Raw genomic sequence first — 14,812 nt, 5'->3', positions numbered from 1 at the left:
AGGCGCGTCCGACGCGCGAGGCCTTTCCGGCGCCGAAGATGGCCGCGCGCGCGCCCGGCACGCCGCTCGATCCGAACACGCTGGCCGGCGTGTGCGCCGGCCCCGGCATCGCCGTCGGCCAACTGGTGCGCTGGGACGAAGCCGACCTGACGCCGCCCGAACGGGCGAGCGGCACGCCGGCCGCCGAAAGCCGCCTGCTCGACAACGCGCTCGCGGCCATCGACGCCGAACTCGAACACACCGTGCGCAGCGCTTCGCAGCGCGGCGCGGTGGGCGAGGCCGGCATCTTCGCCGTGCATCGCGTGCTGCTCGAGGATCCGGCGCTGATCGACGCGGCGCGCGACCAGATCAGCCTCGGCAAGAGCGCGGGCTTCGCCTGGCGCGAAACGATCCGCGCGCAGATCGCCGTGCTCGGCGGGCTCGACGATCCGCTGCTGGCCGAACGCGCCACCGATCTGCGCGACATCGAAAAACGCGTGCTGCGCGCGCTCGGCCTGACCGCCGGCACGGCGGCGCGCGAGCTGCCGGACGAAGCGGTGCTGGCCGCCGACGAATTCACGCCGTCCGATCTGTCCTCGCTCGATCGCCAGCGCGTGACCGCGCTCGTGATGGCGCGCGGCGGCGCGACCTCGCACGCGGCGATCATCGCGCGCCAGCTCGGCATTCCCGCGCTGGTGGCCGTGGGCGACGCGCTGTTCGCGATTCCCGATCGCACCCAGGTGGTGGTCGATGCCACCGCCGGGCGGCTCGAATATGCGCCCACGGCGCTCGACGTCGAGCGCGCGCGCCTCGAGCGTCAGCGCCTGGCCGGCGTGCGCGAGGCGAACCGCCGCCAGTCGGGCGAGGCCGCGAGCACGGCCGATGCGCGCCGCATCGAGGTGGCCGCCAACATCGCCACGCTCGACGACGCGAAGACGGCCGTCGAGAACGGCGCCGACGCGGTCGGCCTGCTGCGCACCGAGCTGATGTTCATCCACCGCCAGGCCGCCCCGACCACCGACGAGCATCGCGACAGCTATCAATCGATCGTCGATGCGCTGCAGGGCCGTACGGCGATCATCCGCACGCTCGACGTCGGCGCGGACAAGGAAGTCGATTACCTGACGCTGCCGCCCGAGCCGAACCCGGCGCTCGGCCTGCGCGGCATCCGGCTCGCGCAACTGCGCCCCGATCTGCTCGACGACCAGTTGCGCGGCCTGCTCGCCGTGCAGCCGCTCGGCGCGGTGCGCATTCTGCTGCCGATGGTGACCGATGCCGCCGAACTGGTGCGGATCCGCGAGCGCATCGACGGCTTCGCGCGCGAGATGGGCCGCACCGAGCCGATCGAGGTGGGCGTGATGATCGAGGTGCCGTCGGCCGCGCTGCTGGCCGACCAGCTCGCGCAGCACGCGGATTTCCTGTCGATCGGTACCAACGACCTGACCCAGTACACGCTGGCGATGGACCGCTGCCAGGCCGATCTGGCCGCGCTCGCCGACGGCCTGCATCCGGCCGTGCTGCGGCTCGTCGATGCGACGGTGCGCGGCGCCGAGAAGCACGGCAAGTGGGTGGGCGTGTGCGGCGCGCTCGGCGGCGATCCGGCCGCGGTGCCGGTTCTTGTCGGCCTCGGCGTGACCGAGCTGTCGGTCGATCCGGTGTCGGTGCCGGGCATCAAGGCGCGCGTGCGCGGCCTCGACTACGCGCTGTGCCGCCAGCGCGCCCAGGATCTGTTGTCGCTCGAATCCGCGCAGGCGGTGCGGGCGGCCAGTCGCGAAATCTGGCCGCAGGACTGACGCCTGCCGAAGCCCGATTCGCGCCGTAGTTCCCTTCGCAATACATACATCAACAACGAAAGACGAGATGATTTGGAGGTCTGAATGGACGGGAACCCGTTTCTGAAAATACAGAGCCTGGGCCGGGCGCTGATGCTGCCGATCGCGGTGCTGCCCGTGGCGGGCATCCTGCTGCGGCTCGGGCAGTCGGACGTGCTCAACATCAAGATGATTGCCGACGCTGGCGGCGCCGTCTTCGACAACCTGCCGCTGCTGTTCGCGATCGGCGTGGCGGTGGGCTTCGCGAAGGACAACAACGGCGTGGCGGCGCTCGCGGGCGCGATCGGCTATCTGATCGAAACCGCGATCATGAAGGACATCGACCCGAAGCTGAACATGGGCGTGCTGTCCGGGATCATCGCGGGCATCGTGGCGGGGCTGCTCTACAACCGCTACAAGGACATCAAGCTGCCCGACTACCTCGCGTTCTTCGGCGGCAAGCGCTTCGTGCCGATCGTCACGGGGCTGGTGTGCGTGGTGCTCGGGATCGTGTTCGGCTACATCTGGGGGCCGATCCAGGCCCTGATCGACGCCGCCGGCCATTGGCTGATCACGGCCGGCGCGATCGGCGCGTTCGTCTACGGTTTCCTGAACCGGCTGCTGCTCGTCACGGGCCTGCACCACATCATCAATTCGCTCGTGTGGTTCGTGTTCGGCAACTTCACGCCGCCGGGCGGCGGCGCGGCGGTGACGGGCGATCTGCACCGCTTCTTCGCCGGCGATCCGACCGCGGGCGGCTTCATGGCGGGCTTCTTCCCGATCATGATGTTCGGCCTGCCGGCCGCGTGCCTGGCGATGTTCCACGAGGCGCCGAAGGAGCGCCGCGCGATGGTGGGCGGCCTGCTGTTCTCGATGGCGCTGACCTCGTTCCTGACGGGCGTGACCGAGCCGATCGAATTCAGCTTCATGTTCCTCGCGCCGGTGCTCTACGTGATCCACGCGCTGCTGACGGGCCTGTCGCTCGCGATCTGCCAGTTGCTCGGCGTGAAGCTCGGCTTCACGTTCTCGGCCGGCGCGATCGATTACGTGCTGAACTACGGGCTGTCGACGAAGGGCTGGATCGCGATTCCGCTCGGCATCGTCTACGCCGTGGCGTACTACGGGCTGTTCCGTTTCTTCATCCGCAAGTTCAACATGGCCACGCCGGGCCGTGAGCCGGTGGCGGCCGACGTGCCGGCGGCGAGCGTGCCGGCCGCGGCCGGCGGTGCGATGGGCGGTGCGGCGCCGGTTGGCGCGGCGCTTGCGCCGAGCTCGGCGCCGCGTGCGGTGCGCTATATCGCGGCGCTCGGCGGCGCGGACAACCTTTCGGTCGTCGACGCCTGCACGACGCGTCTGCGTCTGTCGGTGGTCGATCCCGAGAAGGTGTCGGAAGCCGGCCTCAAGGCGATCGGCGCGCGCGGCGTGCTCAAGCGCGGCGGCAGCAGCGTGCAGGTGATCATCGGGCCGGAAGCCGACCTGATCGCCGACGAGATCCGCACCGCGATCGGCAACGCAACGGGGGGCGAGGCGGCAGCGGCCGTGGCCCCGACGCCGGCCGTGGTGGCGGCCCCTACCGTGGCAACGTCGGCGGCCCCGGCCGCCGAGCCGGGCCCGCTCGATCCCGATCCGATGCGCTGGCTGGCCGTGTTCGGCGGCGCGACCAACGTGCTGTCGCTCGAGACGGTGGCCGCGACGCGGCTGCGCGTGGTGGTGCGCGACCCGTCGGCTGTCGATCGCGAGCGCCTGTCGAGTGTCGACGTGGCCTGGGTGTCGACCGACACGTTCCACATCGTCTGCGGCGCGGCGGCTTCGCGCTACGCGCAGCAACTGTCCACGCGCCTGCCGCCGACGGGCGCGGGTGGCCCGGCCGTACAGCCGGCTTGAGCGGTTTTCTTGCGGTAAGCAAATGACAGAAGGCGCCCATTGGGCGCCTTCTGCGTTTTCAGGGCCGCGCATCGTTCGAGGTGCTGCAACGTGCGCGGCCGGCAAGCCGGGCTGCGATCAGCGATCGCCGCCCTTCGCTTGCGTTTCGTGGGCTTCGTGCGATTCGAGCCACATCGCGTTGATCACGCCGAACGACAGCGCGACGCCGATGCCGAGGATCCAGGTGAAATACCACATGTCGTATCTCCGGTAGAGAGCGGTTCGGTCAGTACATCGAATGGCTGTTGTCGTTGATCACCTGCGTGGTGATCTTGCCGCGCAACACGCGATAGACCCAGCTCGTGTAGAGCAGGATCAGCGGCAGGAACACGATCACGGCCACCAGCATCACTTCGAGCGTCAGATGGCTCGACGTCGAATCCCAGACGGTCAGGCTGCTGCGCGGGTCGATCGAGGACGGCATGATGAACGGGAACATCGAGAAGCCGGCCGTCAGAATCACGCCGACGATCAGCAGGCTCGTGCAGAGAAACGCCGTTTTCTCGAAGCGCGAGCCGGCGAGCAGGGCGGCCAGCACGCCGCCGAGGAACGCTAGGGCCGGCGCGATCGCCATCCACGGATAGGTGTGATAGTTGGCGAGCCAGAGGCCGTGGCCGGCCGCGACCTGCTTGAGCAGCGGGTTGGCCACGGTGTCGAACGGCGCGGCCTGCGTGATCTGGTAGCCGCCGATCGACGTGCAGATCAGCGCGCCGGCCAGCGCGAACAGCACGATCGCGACGATGGCCGCGATGCGCAGCGCCCGTGCCGCACGGCGCGCGATGATGCCGTCGGTCTTCATGCGGATGAACGCGGCGCCGTGCGCGACCAGCATCGTCAGCGACACCAGCCCGCACAACAGCGCGAACGGGTTCAGCAGCGCCCAGAAGCTGCCCGTATACGTGACGCGCAGGTCGCTGTCGAACGCGAACGGCACGCCTTGCAGCAGGTTGCCGAACGCCACGCCGAACACCAGCGCCGGCACGAAGCCGCCGATGAACAGGCCCCAATCCCAGCCCGCGCGCCAGCGCGGATCGCTGCGCTTGCTGCGGTAGTCGAAGCCGACCGGCCGGAAGAACAGCGCGAACAGCACCAGCAGCATCGCGAAGTAGAAGCCCGAGAACGACGCGGCATACACGAGCGGCCACGCGGCGAACATCGCGCCGCCGGCCGTGATCAACCACACCTGATTGCCTTCCCAGGTCGCGCCGACGGTGTTGACGATAATGCGGCGCTCGTCGTCGGTCTTGCCGAGGAACGGCAGCAGCGCGGTGGCGCCCATGTCGAAGCCGTCGGTAAGGGCGAAGCCGATCAGCAGCGTGCCGACCAGCACCCACCAGATCACCTTCAGAGTTGCGTAATCCATGACGATTCCTTGTTCGGTTTCGGTGAAGGGGCGCGCATCAGGCGGCCGGCGCCGCTTGCGGCTGCTCGTGGTGATAACGGCCGGTGTGCAGCGAGGAGGGGCCGAGGCGCGCGTACTTGAACATCAGCGTGATTTCGATCACGAACAGCGCCGTGTAGAACAGGATGAAACCGGCGAGGCTCAGGTATAGATCGGTGGGCGTGAGGCTCGATGCGGACAGGTGCGTCGGCAAAATGCCGGCGATGGTCCACGGCTGGCGGCCCACTTCGGCCACCACCCAGCCGAATTCCACGGCCAGCCACGGCAGCGGAATCGCCCAGACGGCCCAGCGCAGGAACCAGCGGCGCTGCGGCTTGAGCAGTTCGCGCCGCGCGCAGTACCAGAACGCCAGCACGAAGGTGACGAGCATCATCACGCCGAGCAGCACCATCAGCCGGAACGAGAAGAACACCGGCGCGACGGGCGGGATGGTTTTCTTCGCCGCTTCGGCGATTTGCTGCGGCGTGGCGTCCGTGACGTTGTTCGTGAACTGCTTGAGCATCAGCCCGTAGCCGAGATAGGTCTTGTGCGCGTCGAAGCTGGCGCGCGTGGCCTCGCTCGTATCGCCGGCCTTCAGCTTCTGCAGGGCCGCATAGGCGATCATGCCGCTGCGGATGTGATCCTCGCTGCGCTTGATCAGATCGTTGAGGCCCACCACCGGCTCGTCGATCGAGCGCGTGGCGATCAGCCCGAGCGCGTAGGGAATGCGGATCGCGTAATCGGTGCGCTGTTCCTTCTGGTTCGGAATCCCGAAGAGCGTGAACGCGGCCGGCGCCGGGGCCGTATCCCATTCCGATTCGATCGCCGCCAGCTTGACCTGCTGCACTTCGCCGGTGGTGTAGCCGGATTCGTCGCCGAGCACGATCACGCACAGCGTGGAGGCCAGCCCGAAGCCGGCGGCCACCGCGAACGAGCGCAGCGCGAACGCCGTGTCGCGACCGCGCAGCAGATACCACGCGGACACGCCCAGCACGAACATCGACGCCGTGACGTAGCCTGCCGACACCGTGTGCACGAACTTGACCTGCGCGACCGGATTGAACAGCACGTCGAACAGGCTCGACAGCTCCATCCGCATGGTCTGGTAGTTGAACTGCGCGCCGACCGGGTTGTTCATCCAGCCGTTCGCGACGAGGATCCACAACGCCGACAGGTTCGAGCCGACCGCCACGAGGAACGTGACCATCAGGTGCTTGACCTTCGACAGCTTGTTCCAGCCGAAGAAGAACAGCCCGACGAACGTGGATTCGAGGAAGAAGGCCATCAGCCCTTCGACGGCGAGCGGCACGCCGAAGATGTCGCCGACGTAGTGCGAGTAGTACGACCAGTTCGTGCCGAACTGGAATTCGAGCGTGATGCCGGTGGTCACGCCCATCGCGAAATTGATGCCGAACAGCTTGCCCCAGAACTGCGTCATGTCCTTGTAGACCTGCTTGCCCGTCATGACGTAGACGGTTTCCATGATCACGAGCAGCCAGGACATGCCGAGCGTGAGCGGAACGAACAGGAAATGGTAGAGCGCTGTGATGCCGAACTGCAGTCGCGACAGATCGACGACTTCGCTACTGATCATGGTGGTCTCCCTTGGAGGAATCAGGGGTGGTTGGCCCGAGCAGACGGGCGGCAACGACGGCAGGCGGCAATTGCATGTGATCCGCCTGCGGGTGATTGAAGAAGGCGTACTTGAGCGCCATCAGCAGAACCAGCTTGATGGCCAGCACGAGCGACAAATCGCGCACGAGCGTCGGCCCTTTGGCCCAGGCGACGAGGCGTGTGCGCAGCGTGCGCGACGCGTCGCGCGGTGCGGGTTTGGGCGTGAGGAGCAACGACATGATCGATGGGGCGGCGCTCTGGATTGGCTGGTTTCGTATTGCCCGCCGCGCCGTGCGGGCGCGCGGAGGGAACACCGAAATTTTAAAATTGTGCGTTGCGATAATTGCTTCGCAAGCTGCGGCGGACGGTCGCGAAATCGCGATTTGCGTTTGATGTGCCGCAAGTGCCGTGCTAAATCGCGAATCTGACTTAGATAAATCCTACGGATTGCCGAATATTTCTAGTTATAGGACGGCACTCGGCGAGCGGCGGGAAGAATGCACTGGAGACGGTGGCGCAACGTGGCCGCGCGCCAAAACAAAAAGCCCGCTGTCGCAAGACAGCGGGCTTTGATCACGCAGGGCCGAGCAATCGGCCTCGGGCGGTTACGCGTATTCGGCGAGCGCGGCGCGCATCTTCTTCATCGCGCTGGCTTCGATCTGGCGGATCCGTTCGGCCGACACGCCGAACTCGGCGGCCAGATCGTGCAGCGTCGAGCCGCCCGAGCCATCGTCGTCGACATGGAGCCAGCGCGCCTCGATGATGCGGCGGCTGCGCGCATCGAGCGATTCGAGCGCTTCCGAGATGCCGTCCGTTTGCAGACGATCCCGCTGACGCGCGGCGATCACGGCGGTCGGCTCGTTATGCGAATCGGCCAGGTAGGCGATCGGGGCGAACGATTCCTCGCCGTCGTCGACCTGCCCTTCGAGCGCGATGTCGCCACCCGACAGGCGCGTTTCCATCTCGGCCACTTCTTCGCGCTTGACGTTCAGCTCCTGCGCGAGGCCTTCGATTTCCTCGGGCGTCATTGCCTGCAAGCCCTTCTTGTGGCTGCGCAGGTTGAAGAACAGCTTGCGCTGCGCCTTGGTCGTGGCGACCTTCACCATGCGCCAGTTGCGCAGGATGTACTCGTGGATCTCGGCCTTGATCCAGTGGATCGCGTACGAGACGAGACGGACGTTCTGGTTCGGATCGAAGCGCTTGACGGCCTTCATCAGGCCGATGTTGCCTTCCTGGATCAGGTCGCCGTGCGGCAGCCCGTAGCCGAGGTAGTTGCGCGCGATCGACACGACCAGCCGCAGGTGCGACAGCACCAGCCGGCGAGCCGAATCGAGGTTGTTCTGGTCGCGGAATTCCGTGGCGTATTGACGCTCTTCGTCGAGCGTCAGCATCGGAATCCGGTTGGTTGCCTGGATATAGGCGTCGATGTTGCCGAGCTGGCCCGGCAGCATCGATTGGGACGCGAGCGCCAGCGAGCCTGCCGACGAGGCTTTCGCAGGCGCCGAGCCAAGAATATTCGGAAGGGTCAGAGCGTTGCTCACTTAAACTCCTTTGGAATCAGGGACATTCCCCGTTACTAGGCGATTCCACCAAGCTCATCTTAGCACTCTCGCCAAGTGAGTGCTAAACACTTAGAGGCGACAGGGCCATTCGAGTTCCTGCCTCTCTATCAAAAAATACGTATTGATAGTACACCCTTCCCGTCAGGGTTGCTGCCGATTCAAATCATCGGCAATTCGTGAGTTTTCGGGCACAGGATTTTGATTCTTGTCGATTGCGAAGCAAACCATTTCGCGGAGCGATGCCGCTAAGAAATCTCCGATACCATAAGATGCACTTCGTTTTTGAGTCGGTAACGTGACATGTTGCCGACGCTCCATTCAACCCCGGAATCTGGAGTAACGGATGCACAACAAGAAGAACAGTCCCGGAGCGGGACGATGGCTGACAGGCGTGGCGCTGGCAGCCGTGCTGGCGGGCGGATCGAATGCGGCCATGGCCGACCGTTGGGGGGTGCAACTGGCCGGCGGCGTCGCCAATCACGACATGAAGAAAGTCGATCTCGGCGTGGTGTGGGATCCGGGCTGGTCGTGGTGGCAGATCGGCGATTGGCACTTCACGTTCGTGGCAGAAGGCCACGTGTCCTACTGGCATTACGGCGGCGACCGCGCCGTGCATGCCGATATCGGCGAATTCGGCGTCACGCCGGTGGTTCGCTTCATCAAGCGTACCGGCTATGTGCGGCCGTTCGTCGAGGGCGGCGTGGGCCTGCGTCTGCTGACTCACCCGACGATCGCCACCAATTACACGATGTCGACGGCATTCCAGTTCGCCGACATGGTGGGCGTCGGCGCGCAGTTCGGCGCGCATCAGCAGTATCTGGCCGGCTTTCGTTTCCAGCACGAATCAAACGCCAGTATCAAAGATCCGAATCCTGGTATAAATTTCAGCCAAATCTACTTGCAGTACAACTTCTGAGCGGCACGCGCGGCAGGCGCGAGGCCGGGGAGTGCGGCGATGGCGGAAAAGCAGATGGAGGCGATCCGGGCGCTCGAACGCGACCGGTTTCGCGCGATGGTCGAAGGCGACGGCGAGGCGCTCGACGCCCTGCTGTCCGACAACGTCTATTACGTGCACACCAACGGCAAGCGCGAGTCGAAACAGCAGTTCATCGACGCGATCCTGGCCGGACGCCGCCGCTATCGCCAGATCGAGGTGCAGTCGCAGGAGGTGATGCCGGTGGGCGGCGACGCGTTCGTCGTGACCGGGCGGGTGATCGTGGAGCTCGAGGCGAACAACGGCGGCATCGTGTTTCCGATCGCCTACACCTCGCTGCAGGCTCAGGAACGCGGCCAGTGGCGGCTGCTCGCCTGGCACGCAACGCGCTGCGCAACCGAAACCTGATCCCGTCGTTCGCGGGTGGGCGGATGCTCGTCGCATCCTTGCGGTTTCATCGGGGCGGCCTGTCGGGCCGCCTTTCCGTTCATGCCTGCCGGGGATCGCCCGGCCTGCGCGTCGGTTGCGCATTGCGTGCCGACCGTGTGCGGCCGGTCGGCCTGCCGTATTCCTTGGGGTGAATCAGGCGGCTGCGCGGTGGTCCGAGCAGTGCCAGTCGGAGCGGTTGATCGCGCTGGTCACCGCATCGATTGCGGCTACCACCGGCTCCGCATGCACACCCACGCCGTAGCGCATCGCTGCCTCGCCCATCTTGATGCCGACGAACACGGCCGTGCGTCCGTCGGTAGCGCGCACCGTCTCGACCGAGGCCACCTCGATGTCGGCGCCCGCTGCGCCGGCGAAGGCCGCGGCGGCCTGGGCCACCACCGCTTCGGGCGTCGCATCGCCCGCGATCGCGCCGCCGGCCGCAATCTCGTGGCGCTCCCAGCTCATCGTGCCGCCGACGCGCGCGGCCGGCCCGGTGGTTTCGAAGTATTCGCGATGGAACAGCGAGCAGATCGCGTCGCCGGTCACTTCCTCGCCGGATTGATCGGCCACCGTTTGCACGGCATGGCTGAACTCGATCTGCACGCGGCGCGGCGGCGTGAAGCCCATGCCGCGTTCGAGCAGGTAGGTGGCGCCGCCCTTGCCGGACTGGCTGTTGACGCGAATCACGGCGTCGTAGCTGCGGCCGAGATCGGCCGGATCGATCGGCAAGTAGGGCACTTCCCAGATCGCGTCGGGCTGCTGCTGCGCGAAGCCCTTGCGGATCGCGTCCTGGTGCGAGCCCGAGAACGCCGTGAACACGAGGTCGCCGGCGTACGGATGACGCGGGTGCACCGGCAACTGGTTGCAGCGCTCGACCACGCGGCGCACCGCGTCGATGTCGGAGAAATCGAGGCCCGGATCGATGCCCTGCGTGTAGAGGTTCAGCGCGAGCGTGACGAGGTCCACGTTGCCGGTGCGTTCGCCGTTGCCGAACAGGCAGCCTTCGATGCGGTCCGCGCCGGCCAGCAAGGCCAGTTCGGCGGCGGCCACCGCGGTGCCGCGGTCGTTGTGCGGATGCACCGACAAGACGATGCTGTCGCGGTAGCCGAGGTTGCGGTCCATCCATTCGATCTGGTCGGCGAACACGTTCGGCGTGGCGGCCTCGACGGTGGCCGGGAGGTTCACGATCATCTTGTGATCGCGCGTCGGGCGCCAGGTTTGCGCGACGGCGTCGCACACTTCGCGCACGAAGGTCAGCTCGGTCATGCTGAACGTTTCGGGCGAGTATTGGTAGGTCCAATGCGTGCCGGGGCGGGCCTCGGCCTGTTCCTTGATCATGCGCGTGCCGTTCACGGCGAGCGCCTTGACGTCGTCCTTCGACAGGCCGAACACGATCTTGCGGAACGACGGGCAGGTGGCGTTGTAGAGGTGGACGATCGCGCGCTGCACGCCGTCGAGCGCCTCGAACGTGCGCACGATCAGATCCTCGCGGGACTGCACCAGCACCTCGATCGTCACGTCGTCCGGAATCCGCTTCTCGTCGATGAGCTTGCGCACGAAGTCGTAATCCGTCTGCGAGGCCGACGGGAACCCGACTTCGATCTCCTTGAAGCCGATCGCCACCAGCATCTCGAAGAATTCGAGCTTCTGTTCGATGCTCATCGGCTCGATCAGCGACTGGTTGCCGTCGCGGAGATCGGTGCTCATCCAGACCGGCGCACGTTCGATCGTGCGGCTCGGCCACTTGCGGCCGTTCAGGCGTACGGGTTCGAACGGGCGGTACTTGTCTGCGGGGTTGCGCTTCATCTTGGCCTCAAGGCGATTTCAGTCGCGAGCGAAGAGGGGCGGCAACGGATTCGGTGACGCTGCCTGCGCACGGGTACGCGAGGTCGCGTGACGGTGCGGCGGATCTTCGCGGCCGCTCGACGGATGGACGAACGACGGCTGACGACTACAGGGTTAAATACGGCGAGAAGGTGCTGCGAGAACTGCTAGGGGGGACCGCGCGGGATGCACGGCGCTACGACAGCTTTACGCTAGTCGTAGCGATAGCGACCGCGCTAGGCGGCCGGAGGTAATTCGGAGGGGGTTCGGAAAGGAACGCATGGCTATAACTGTATTCGAAGTCGTTTCGCGTTGTCAATCGGCAGTGTGGTGGCGGCTTGTCGCGAATCGGCCGAATATGCGCGCGAATCGGCCAACCGGTGGCGTGCCGGCGCGCCGTGGGCGCGATCGAGACCGACGTGCATCGGCCCCAAATCGAGCGATGCCGCGCCGGCCGCAGCCGGGCGACCGTTCAGCCGGCGATGCGGGCGACGCGCAGGATCGTGTCGATTTGCCGCGCGAGCGCGTCGGGCACCGGCGTCTCGCCGTTCAGCACGGCGCGCGTCCAGGCGGCGGTGGTTGCCGCGTCCTTCGATTCGGGCAGATCGACGGCGGGCGCATCGGGCGATGAACGTTCCGGTTCGATCAGGGTTTCGCAGATTCCGTCGTGCAGCCAGTCGACCTGCACCTGACGGCGCGTGTCGGCCACCGCCTCGCCTTCGGTGCCGCGCGCCAGCAGCGCGCCGCCCGCGGCCGCGTCGGGGTGCTCGCGGAACAACTGCGCGAGGCTGTCGCGATACGGCGGATGCGTGTAATTGACGAGCCGCAGGCCGAGCGGCGCGAACGGCTGCAGCAGCTTGACCAGCGTATGCGTGGAGTTGCGCACGCCGAGCACGCGGCGCAGCTCGAGCAGGCGCGCGAGCTTCGGCGCGAGCGCGTCGAGCGGCATGAAGGCGACGCGGCGTTCGGCCAGATCGCGCTCGGCGTCGGCCGGCGTGGCGGCGGCCGGCATCGCCAGCTCGGCGAAGATTTCGGCGCTGGTCACGCGGCCCGGATCGACGCTCACGCCGTGCACCAGCACCGGCACGCCTTCGCGCGCCAGCAGCAGCGCGAGCAGCGGCACCAGGTTCGGTTGCTTGCGGGCGCCGTTGTAGCTCGGAATCGATACCGGCCGGTAGGCGCCCGGTTGCACGGCGAGCGGCGCGAACGACGCATGCGCGGCGGCCAGCATCGCGGCCAGTTCCTCGGCCGATTCGCCCTTGAGCCGATAGGCGATCAGCACCGCGCCGAGTTCGACGTCCGACACGCGGCCGTCGAGCATCGCCTGGTAGAGCGCGAACGTGTCGTCGGTCGACAGCGCGCGGGCGCCGTGCGGGCCGCGGCCGATCTCCTTGATGAAGCGGGCGCACGGAAACGGTTCGGTCGGAGCGGAATGGGGGCGGACGTCGGTCATCGAGGCTTGGCGGCTGGGGGCGGCGCGTCGCGGCAACGGCGCGCGCCGGCCCGGGTATGCGGGAAGCCCACTGAATACCGCATTTGCGGCATTCTGGCAAACGCACGGCGGCACAATGACGAATCGCATCCGGGAGGAGGAACCGATGAAGCTGTACAGCTATTTCCGCAGTTCCGCGTCGTATCGCGTGCGCATCGCGCTGCATTTGAAGGGGCTGCCGTTCGATTATCGCGCGGTGCACATGCTGCGCGGCGGCGGCGAGCAACTGCAGGACGCGTACCGCGCGCTCAACCCCGACGCGCTGGTGCCCACGCTCGTCGACGGCGACGCCACGCTGCAGCAGTCGCTCGCGATCATCGAATATCTCGACGAGACGGTGCCCGAGCCGCCGCTGCTGCCGCGCTCGGCGGCCGATCGCGCGCATGTGCGGGCGATCGCCCTGCAGATCGCCTGCGAGATCCATCCGCTCGACAACCTGCGCGTGCTGCGTTACCTGAAGCGCACGCTCGGCGTGCCCGAGGAGGCGAAGAACGCGTGGTATCGCCACTGGATCGAGCAGGGGTTCGCGGCGCTGGAAACGCGGCTGGCCAGCGATCCGCGCACCGGCAAGCTGTCGTATGGCGATACGCCGACGCTGGCCGACCTGTGCCTGATCCCGCAGATCTACAACGCGCAGCGCTTCGAGGTCGATCTGGCGCCGTACCCGACGCTCGCGCGCATCCACGCGCACGCGATGACGCTCGACGCCTTCCGCGCGGCCGCGCCCGACGCGCAGCCGGACGCCGAGTAAACGCCACGAGGACGCCGCGGCGTCCTCGTGGGGGCAAAGCCGGGCGGCGCGGGCTCAGCCCAGCAGCGCGTCCGCGAATTCCTCGGCGCTGAACGGCTGCAGGTCTTCCACCTTCTCGCCGACGCCGATGAAATACACCGGCACCGGCCGCTGGCGCGCGATCGCGGCCAGGATGCCGCCCTTCGCGGTGCCGTCGAGCTTGGTGACGATCAGGCCCGTCAGGCCGAGCGCGTCGTCGAAGGCCTTGACCTGGGCGAGCGCGTTCTGGCCCGTGTTCGCGTCGATCACGAGCAGCACCTCGTGCGGCGCGTCGGCCTGCGCCTTGCCGACCACGCGCTTGACCTTGCGCAGTTCTTCCATCAGATGCAACTGCGTGGGCAGCCGGCCGGCCGTGTCGGCCATCACCACGTCGATCTTGCGCGCGCGCGCGGCGCCCACCGCATCGAAGATCACCGCGGCCGGATCGCCGCTTTCCTGCTGCACCACCGTGACGTTGTTGCGCTCGCCCCAGATCGCGAGCTGTTCGCGCGCGGCGGCGCGGAACGTGTCGCCGGCCGCGAGCAGCACCGACTGGTTGAAGCTCTGCAGATGCTTGGCCAGCTTGCCGATGCTGGTGGTCTTGCCCGCGCCGTTGACGCCCGCGATCATCATCACGAACGGCTGCGCGCGGCCGAGCATCAGCGATTTCTCGAGCGGCTGGAGCAATTCGACTAGCAGCGCGCGCAGCGCCGCCTTGACCTGCTGCGGATCGGTCAGGCGTTGCGTCTTGACGCGCTCGCGCAGCGCGCCGAGCAGGTATTCGGTGGCGTCCACGCCCGCGTCGGACATCAGCAGCGCGGTTTCGAGTTCCTCGTAGAGGTCTTCGTCGATCTTGGTGCTGACGAACACGTTCGTCAGGTTCGAGCTCGTCTTGGACAGGCCCGAGCGCAGGCGCGCGATCCACGATTTCTTGGCAGCCGGCTCGGGTGCGGGCGGCGGGACGATTTCGACTGCGGTGCTGGCCGCGGGCGGTGCGGAAACCGGTGCGGGCGAGGGCGCAGGCGTGCTGACCGCGGGCGGCGCGGCTTGCGGCGCCGGGGCAATGGGGGCGGCAGGCGCCGGCTCGGCCGGCT

14 protein-coding genes are annotated in these 14,812 nt (G+C 67.1%); 6 read left to right on the top strand and 8 right to left on the bottom strand.

Features of this window, described 5'->3' with window-relative positions; genetic code table 11:
• On the top strand, positions 1-1,772 hold a 1,772-nt coding region (gene ptsP / locus G3N92_RS21190), incomplete at its 5' end, for a phosphoenolpyruvate--protein phosphotransferase (RefSeq protein ID WP_241014931.1).
• Positions 1,773-1,856: 84 nt separating this feature from the next.
• Positions 1,857-3,674 (top strand): N-acetylglucosamine-specific PTS transporter subunit IIBC, encoded by a 1,818-nt coding sequence (gene nagE, locus G3N92_RS21185; protein WP_206129540.1) that lies wholly within the window; start codon positions 1,857-1,859, stop codon positions 3,672-3,674.
• Positions 3,675-3,791: 117 nt separating this feature from the next.
• Here nagE and cydX read toward each other — a convergent pair whose 3' ends face one another.
• Genes cydX through cydP form a run of 4 tightly spaced genes read right to left on the bottom strand, consistent with a single transcriptional unit; the run spans position 3,792 to position 6,947 of the window.
• Complete coding sequence (cydX, locus tag G3N92_RS21180) at positions 3,792-3,911, bottom strand: cytochrome bd-I oxidase subunit CydX (protein ID WP_206129539.1); 120 nt, start codon at positions 3,909-3,911, stop codon at positions 3,792-3,794.
• 28 nt (positions 3,912-3,939) lie between these two features.
• A complete protein-coding gene (cydB, locus tag G3N92_RS21175; RefSeq protein WP_206129538.1) occupies positions 3,940-5,076 on the bottom strand; it encodes a cytochrome d ubiquinol oxidase subunit II in 1,137 nt (378 codons plus the stop codon).
• A 37-nt stretch (positions 5,077-5,113) separates the two neighbouring features.
• On the bottom strand, positions 5,114-6,688 hold the full coding sequence (locus G3N92_RS21170; RefSeq protein WP_206129537.1) for a cytochrome ubiquinol oxidase subunit I: 1,575 nt from the start codon (positions 6,686-6,688) through the stop codon (positions 5,114-5,116).
• Entirely contained in the window at positions 6,678-6,947 is a 270-nt protein-coding gene (gene cydP, locus G3N92_RS21165; RefSeq protein ID WP_206129536.1) for a cytochrome oxidase putative small subunit CydP, read from the bottom strand. Before cydP ends, G3N92_RS21170 begins: the two co-directional genes overlap by 11 nt.
• Here cydP and G3N92_RS21160 point away from each other — a divergent pair.
• Positions 6,946-7,101: a hypothetical protein gene (locus G3N92_RS21160; protein ID WP_206129535.1), complete on the top strand. Its 156-nt coding sequence runs from the start codon at positions 6,946-6,948 to the stop codon at positions 7,099-7,101. The two genes, cydP and G3N92_RS21160, sit on opposite strands and share 2 nt — an antisense overlap.
• 212 nt (positions 7,102-7,313) lie before the next feature.
• Here the strand turns inward: G3N92_RS21160 and rpoH are convergent, their stop codons facing one another.
• Positions 7,314-8,249 (bottom strand): RNA polymerase sigma factor RpoH, encoded by a 936-nt coding sequence (rpoH, locus tag G3N92_RS21155; RefSeq protein WP_206129534.1) that lies wholly within the window; start codon positions 8,247-8,249, stop codon positions 7,314-7,316.
• A gap of 364 nt (positions 8,250-8,613) precedes the next feature.
• Here rpoH and G3N92_RS21150 point away from each other — a divergent pair, with 364 nt between their 5' ends.
• The gene (locus G3N92_RS21150) at positions 8,614-9,186 is read left to right on the top strand and encodes an acyloxyacyl hydrolase (RefSeq protein ID WP_206129533.1); all 573 of its coding nucleotides are present in this window, start codon (positions 8,614-8,616) and stop codon (positions 9,184-9,186) included.
• 39 nt (positions 9,187-9,225) lie between these two features.
• A complete protein-coding gene (locus G3N92_RS21145; RefSeq protein ID WP_206129532.1) occupies positions 9,226-9,612 on the top strand; it encodes a nuclear transport factor 2 family protein in 387 nt (128 codons plus the stop codon).
• 174 nt (positions 9,613-9,786) lie between these two features.
• Here the strand turns inward: G3N92_RS21145 and leuA are convergent, their stop codons facing one another.
• Positions 9,787-11,439: a 2-isopropylmalate synthase gene (gene leuA, locus G3N92_RS21140; RefSeq protein ID WP_206129531.1), complete on the bottom strand. Its 1,653-nt coding sequence runs from the start codon at positions 11,437-11,439 to the stop codon at positions 9,787-9,789.
• Between the two features lie 490 nt (positions 11,440-11,929).
• A complete protein-coding gene (gene ybiB, locus G3N92_RS21135) occupies positions 11,930-12,910 on the bottom strand; it encodes a DNA-binding protein YbiB (RefSeq protein ID WP_206129530.1) in 981 nt (326 codons plus the stop codon).
• A gap of 145 nt (positions 12,911-13,055) precedes the next feature.
• Between ybiB and maiA the strand changes: the two genes are divergently transcribed.
• On the top strand, positions 13,056-13,700 hold the full coding sequence (gene maiA, locus G3N92_RS21130; protein WP_206129529.1) for a maleylacetoacetate isomerase: 645 nt from the start codon (positions 13,056-13,058) through the stop codon (positions 13,698-13,700).
• Between the two features lie 54 nt (positions 13,701-13,754).
• Here maiA and ftsY read toward each other — a convergent pair.
• The coding region (gene ftsY, locus G3N92_RS21125; RefSeq protein ID WP_206129528.1) for a signal recognition particle-docking protein FtsY at positions 13,755-14,812 on the bottom strand (1,058 nt) is incomplete at its 5' end.

This window comes from Burkholderia sp. Ac-20379 (assembly GCF_017104645.1).
Taxonomy (GTDB): domain Bacteria; phylum Pseudomonadota; class Gammaproteobacteria; order Burkholderiales; family Burkholderiaceae; genus Burkholderia.
Note: the sequence above shows the minus strand (reverse complement) of the source record. Positions and strands in the feature narration are given on the sequence as shown.

What these genes read in the sequence shown, in the direction of transcription:
- nagE (WP_206129540.1), top strand. Translation starts at nt 1,857, where the DNA reads ATGGACGGGAACCCGTTTCTGAAAATACAGAGCCTGGGCCGGGCGCTG.
- cydX (WP_206129539.1), bottom strand. Translation starts at nt 3,911, where the DNA reads ATGTGGTATTTCACCTGGATCCTCGGCATCGGCGTCGCGCTGTCGTTC.
- cydB (WP_206129538.1), bottom strand. Translation starts at nt 5,076, where the DNA reads ATGGATTACGCAACTCTGAAGGTGATCTGGTGGGTGCTGGTCGGCACG.
- G3N92_RS21170 (WP_206129537.1), bottom strand. Translation starts at nt 6,688, where the DNA reads ATGATCAGTAGCGAAGTCGTCGATCTGTCGCGACTGCAGTTCGGCATC.
- G3N92_RS21160 (WP_206129535.1), top strand. Translation starts at nt 6,946, where the DNA reads ATGATCGATGGGGCGGCGCTCTGGATTGGCTGGTTTCGTATTGCCCGC.
- cydP (WP_206129536.1), bottom strand. Translation starts at nt 6,947, where the DNA reads ATGTCGTTGCTCCTCACGCCCAAACCCGCACCGCGCGACGCGTCGCGC.
- G3N92_RS21150 (WP_206129533.1), top strand. Translation starts at nt 8,614, where the DNA reads ATGCACAACAAGAAGAACAGTCCCGGAGCGGGACGATGGCTGACAGGC.
- G3N92_RS21145 (WP_206129532.1), top strand. Translation starts at nt 9,226, where the DNA reads ATGGCGGAAAAGCAGATGGAGGCGATCCGGGCGCTCGAACGCGACCGG.
- leuA (WP_206129531.1), bottom strand. Translation starts at nt 11,439, where the DNA reads ATGAAGCGCAACCCCGCAGACAAGTACCGCCCGTTCGAACCCGTACGC.
- ybiB (WP_206129530.1), bottom strand. Translation starts at nt 12,910, where the DNA reads ATGACCGACGTCCGCCCCCATTCCGCTCCGACCGAACCGTTTCCGTGC.
- maiA (WP_206129529.1), top strand. Translation starts at nt 13,056, where the DNA reads ATGAAGCTGTACAGCTATTTCCGCAGTTCCGCGTCGTATCGCGTGCGC.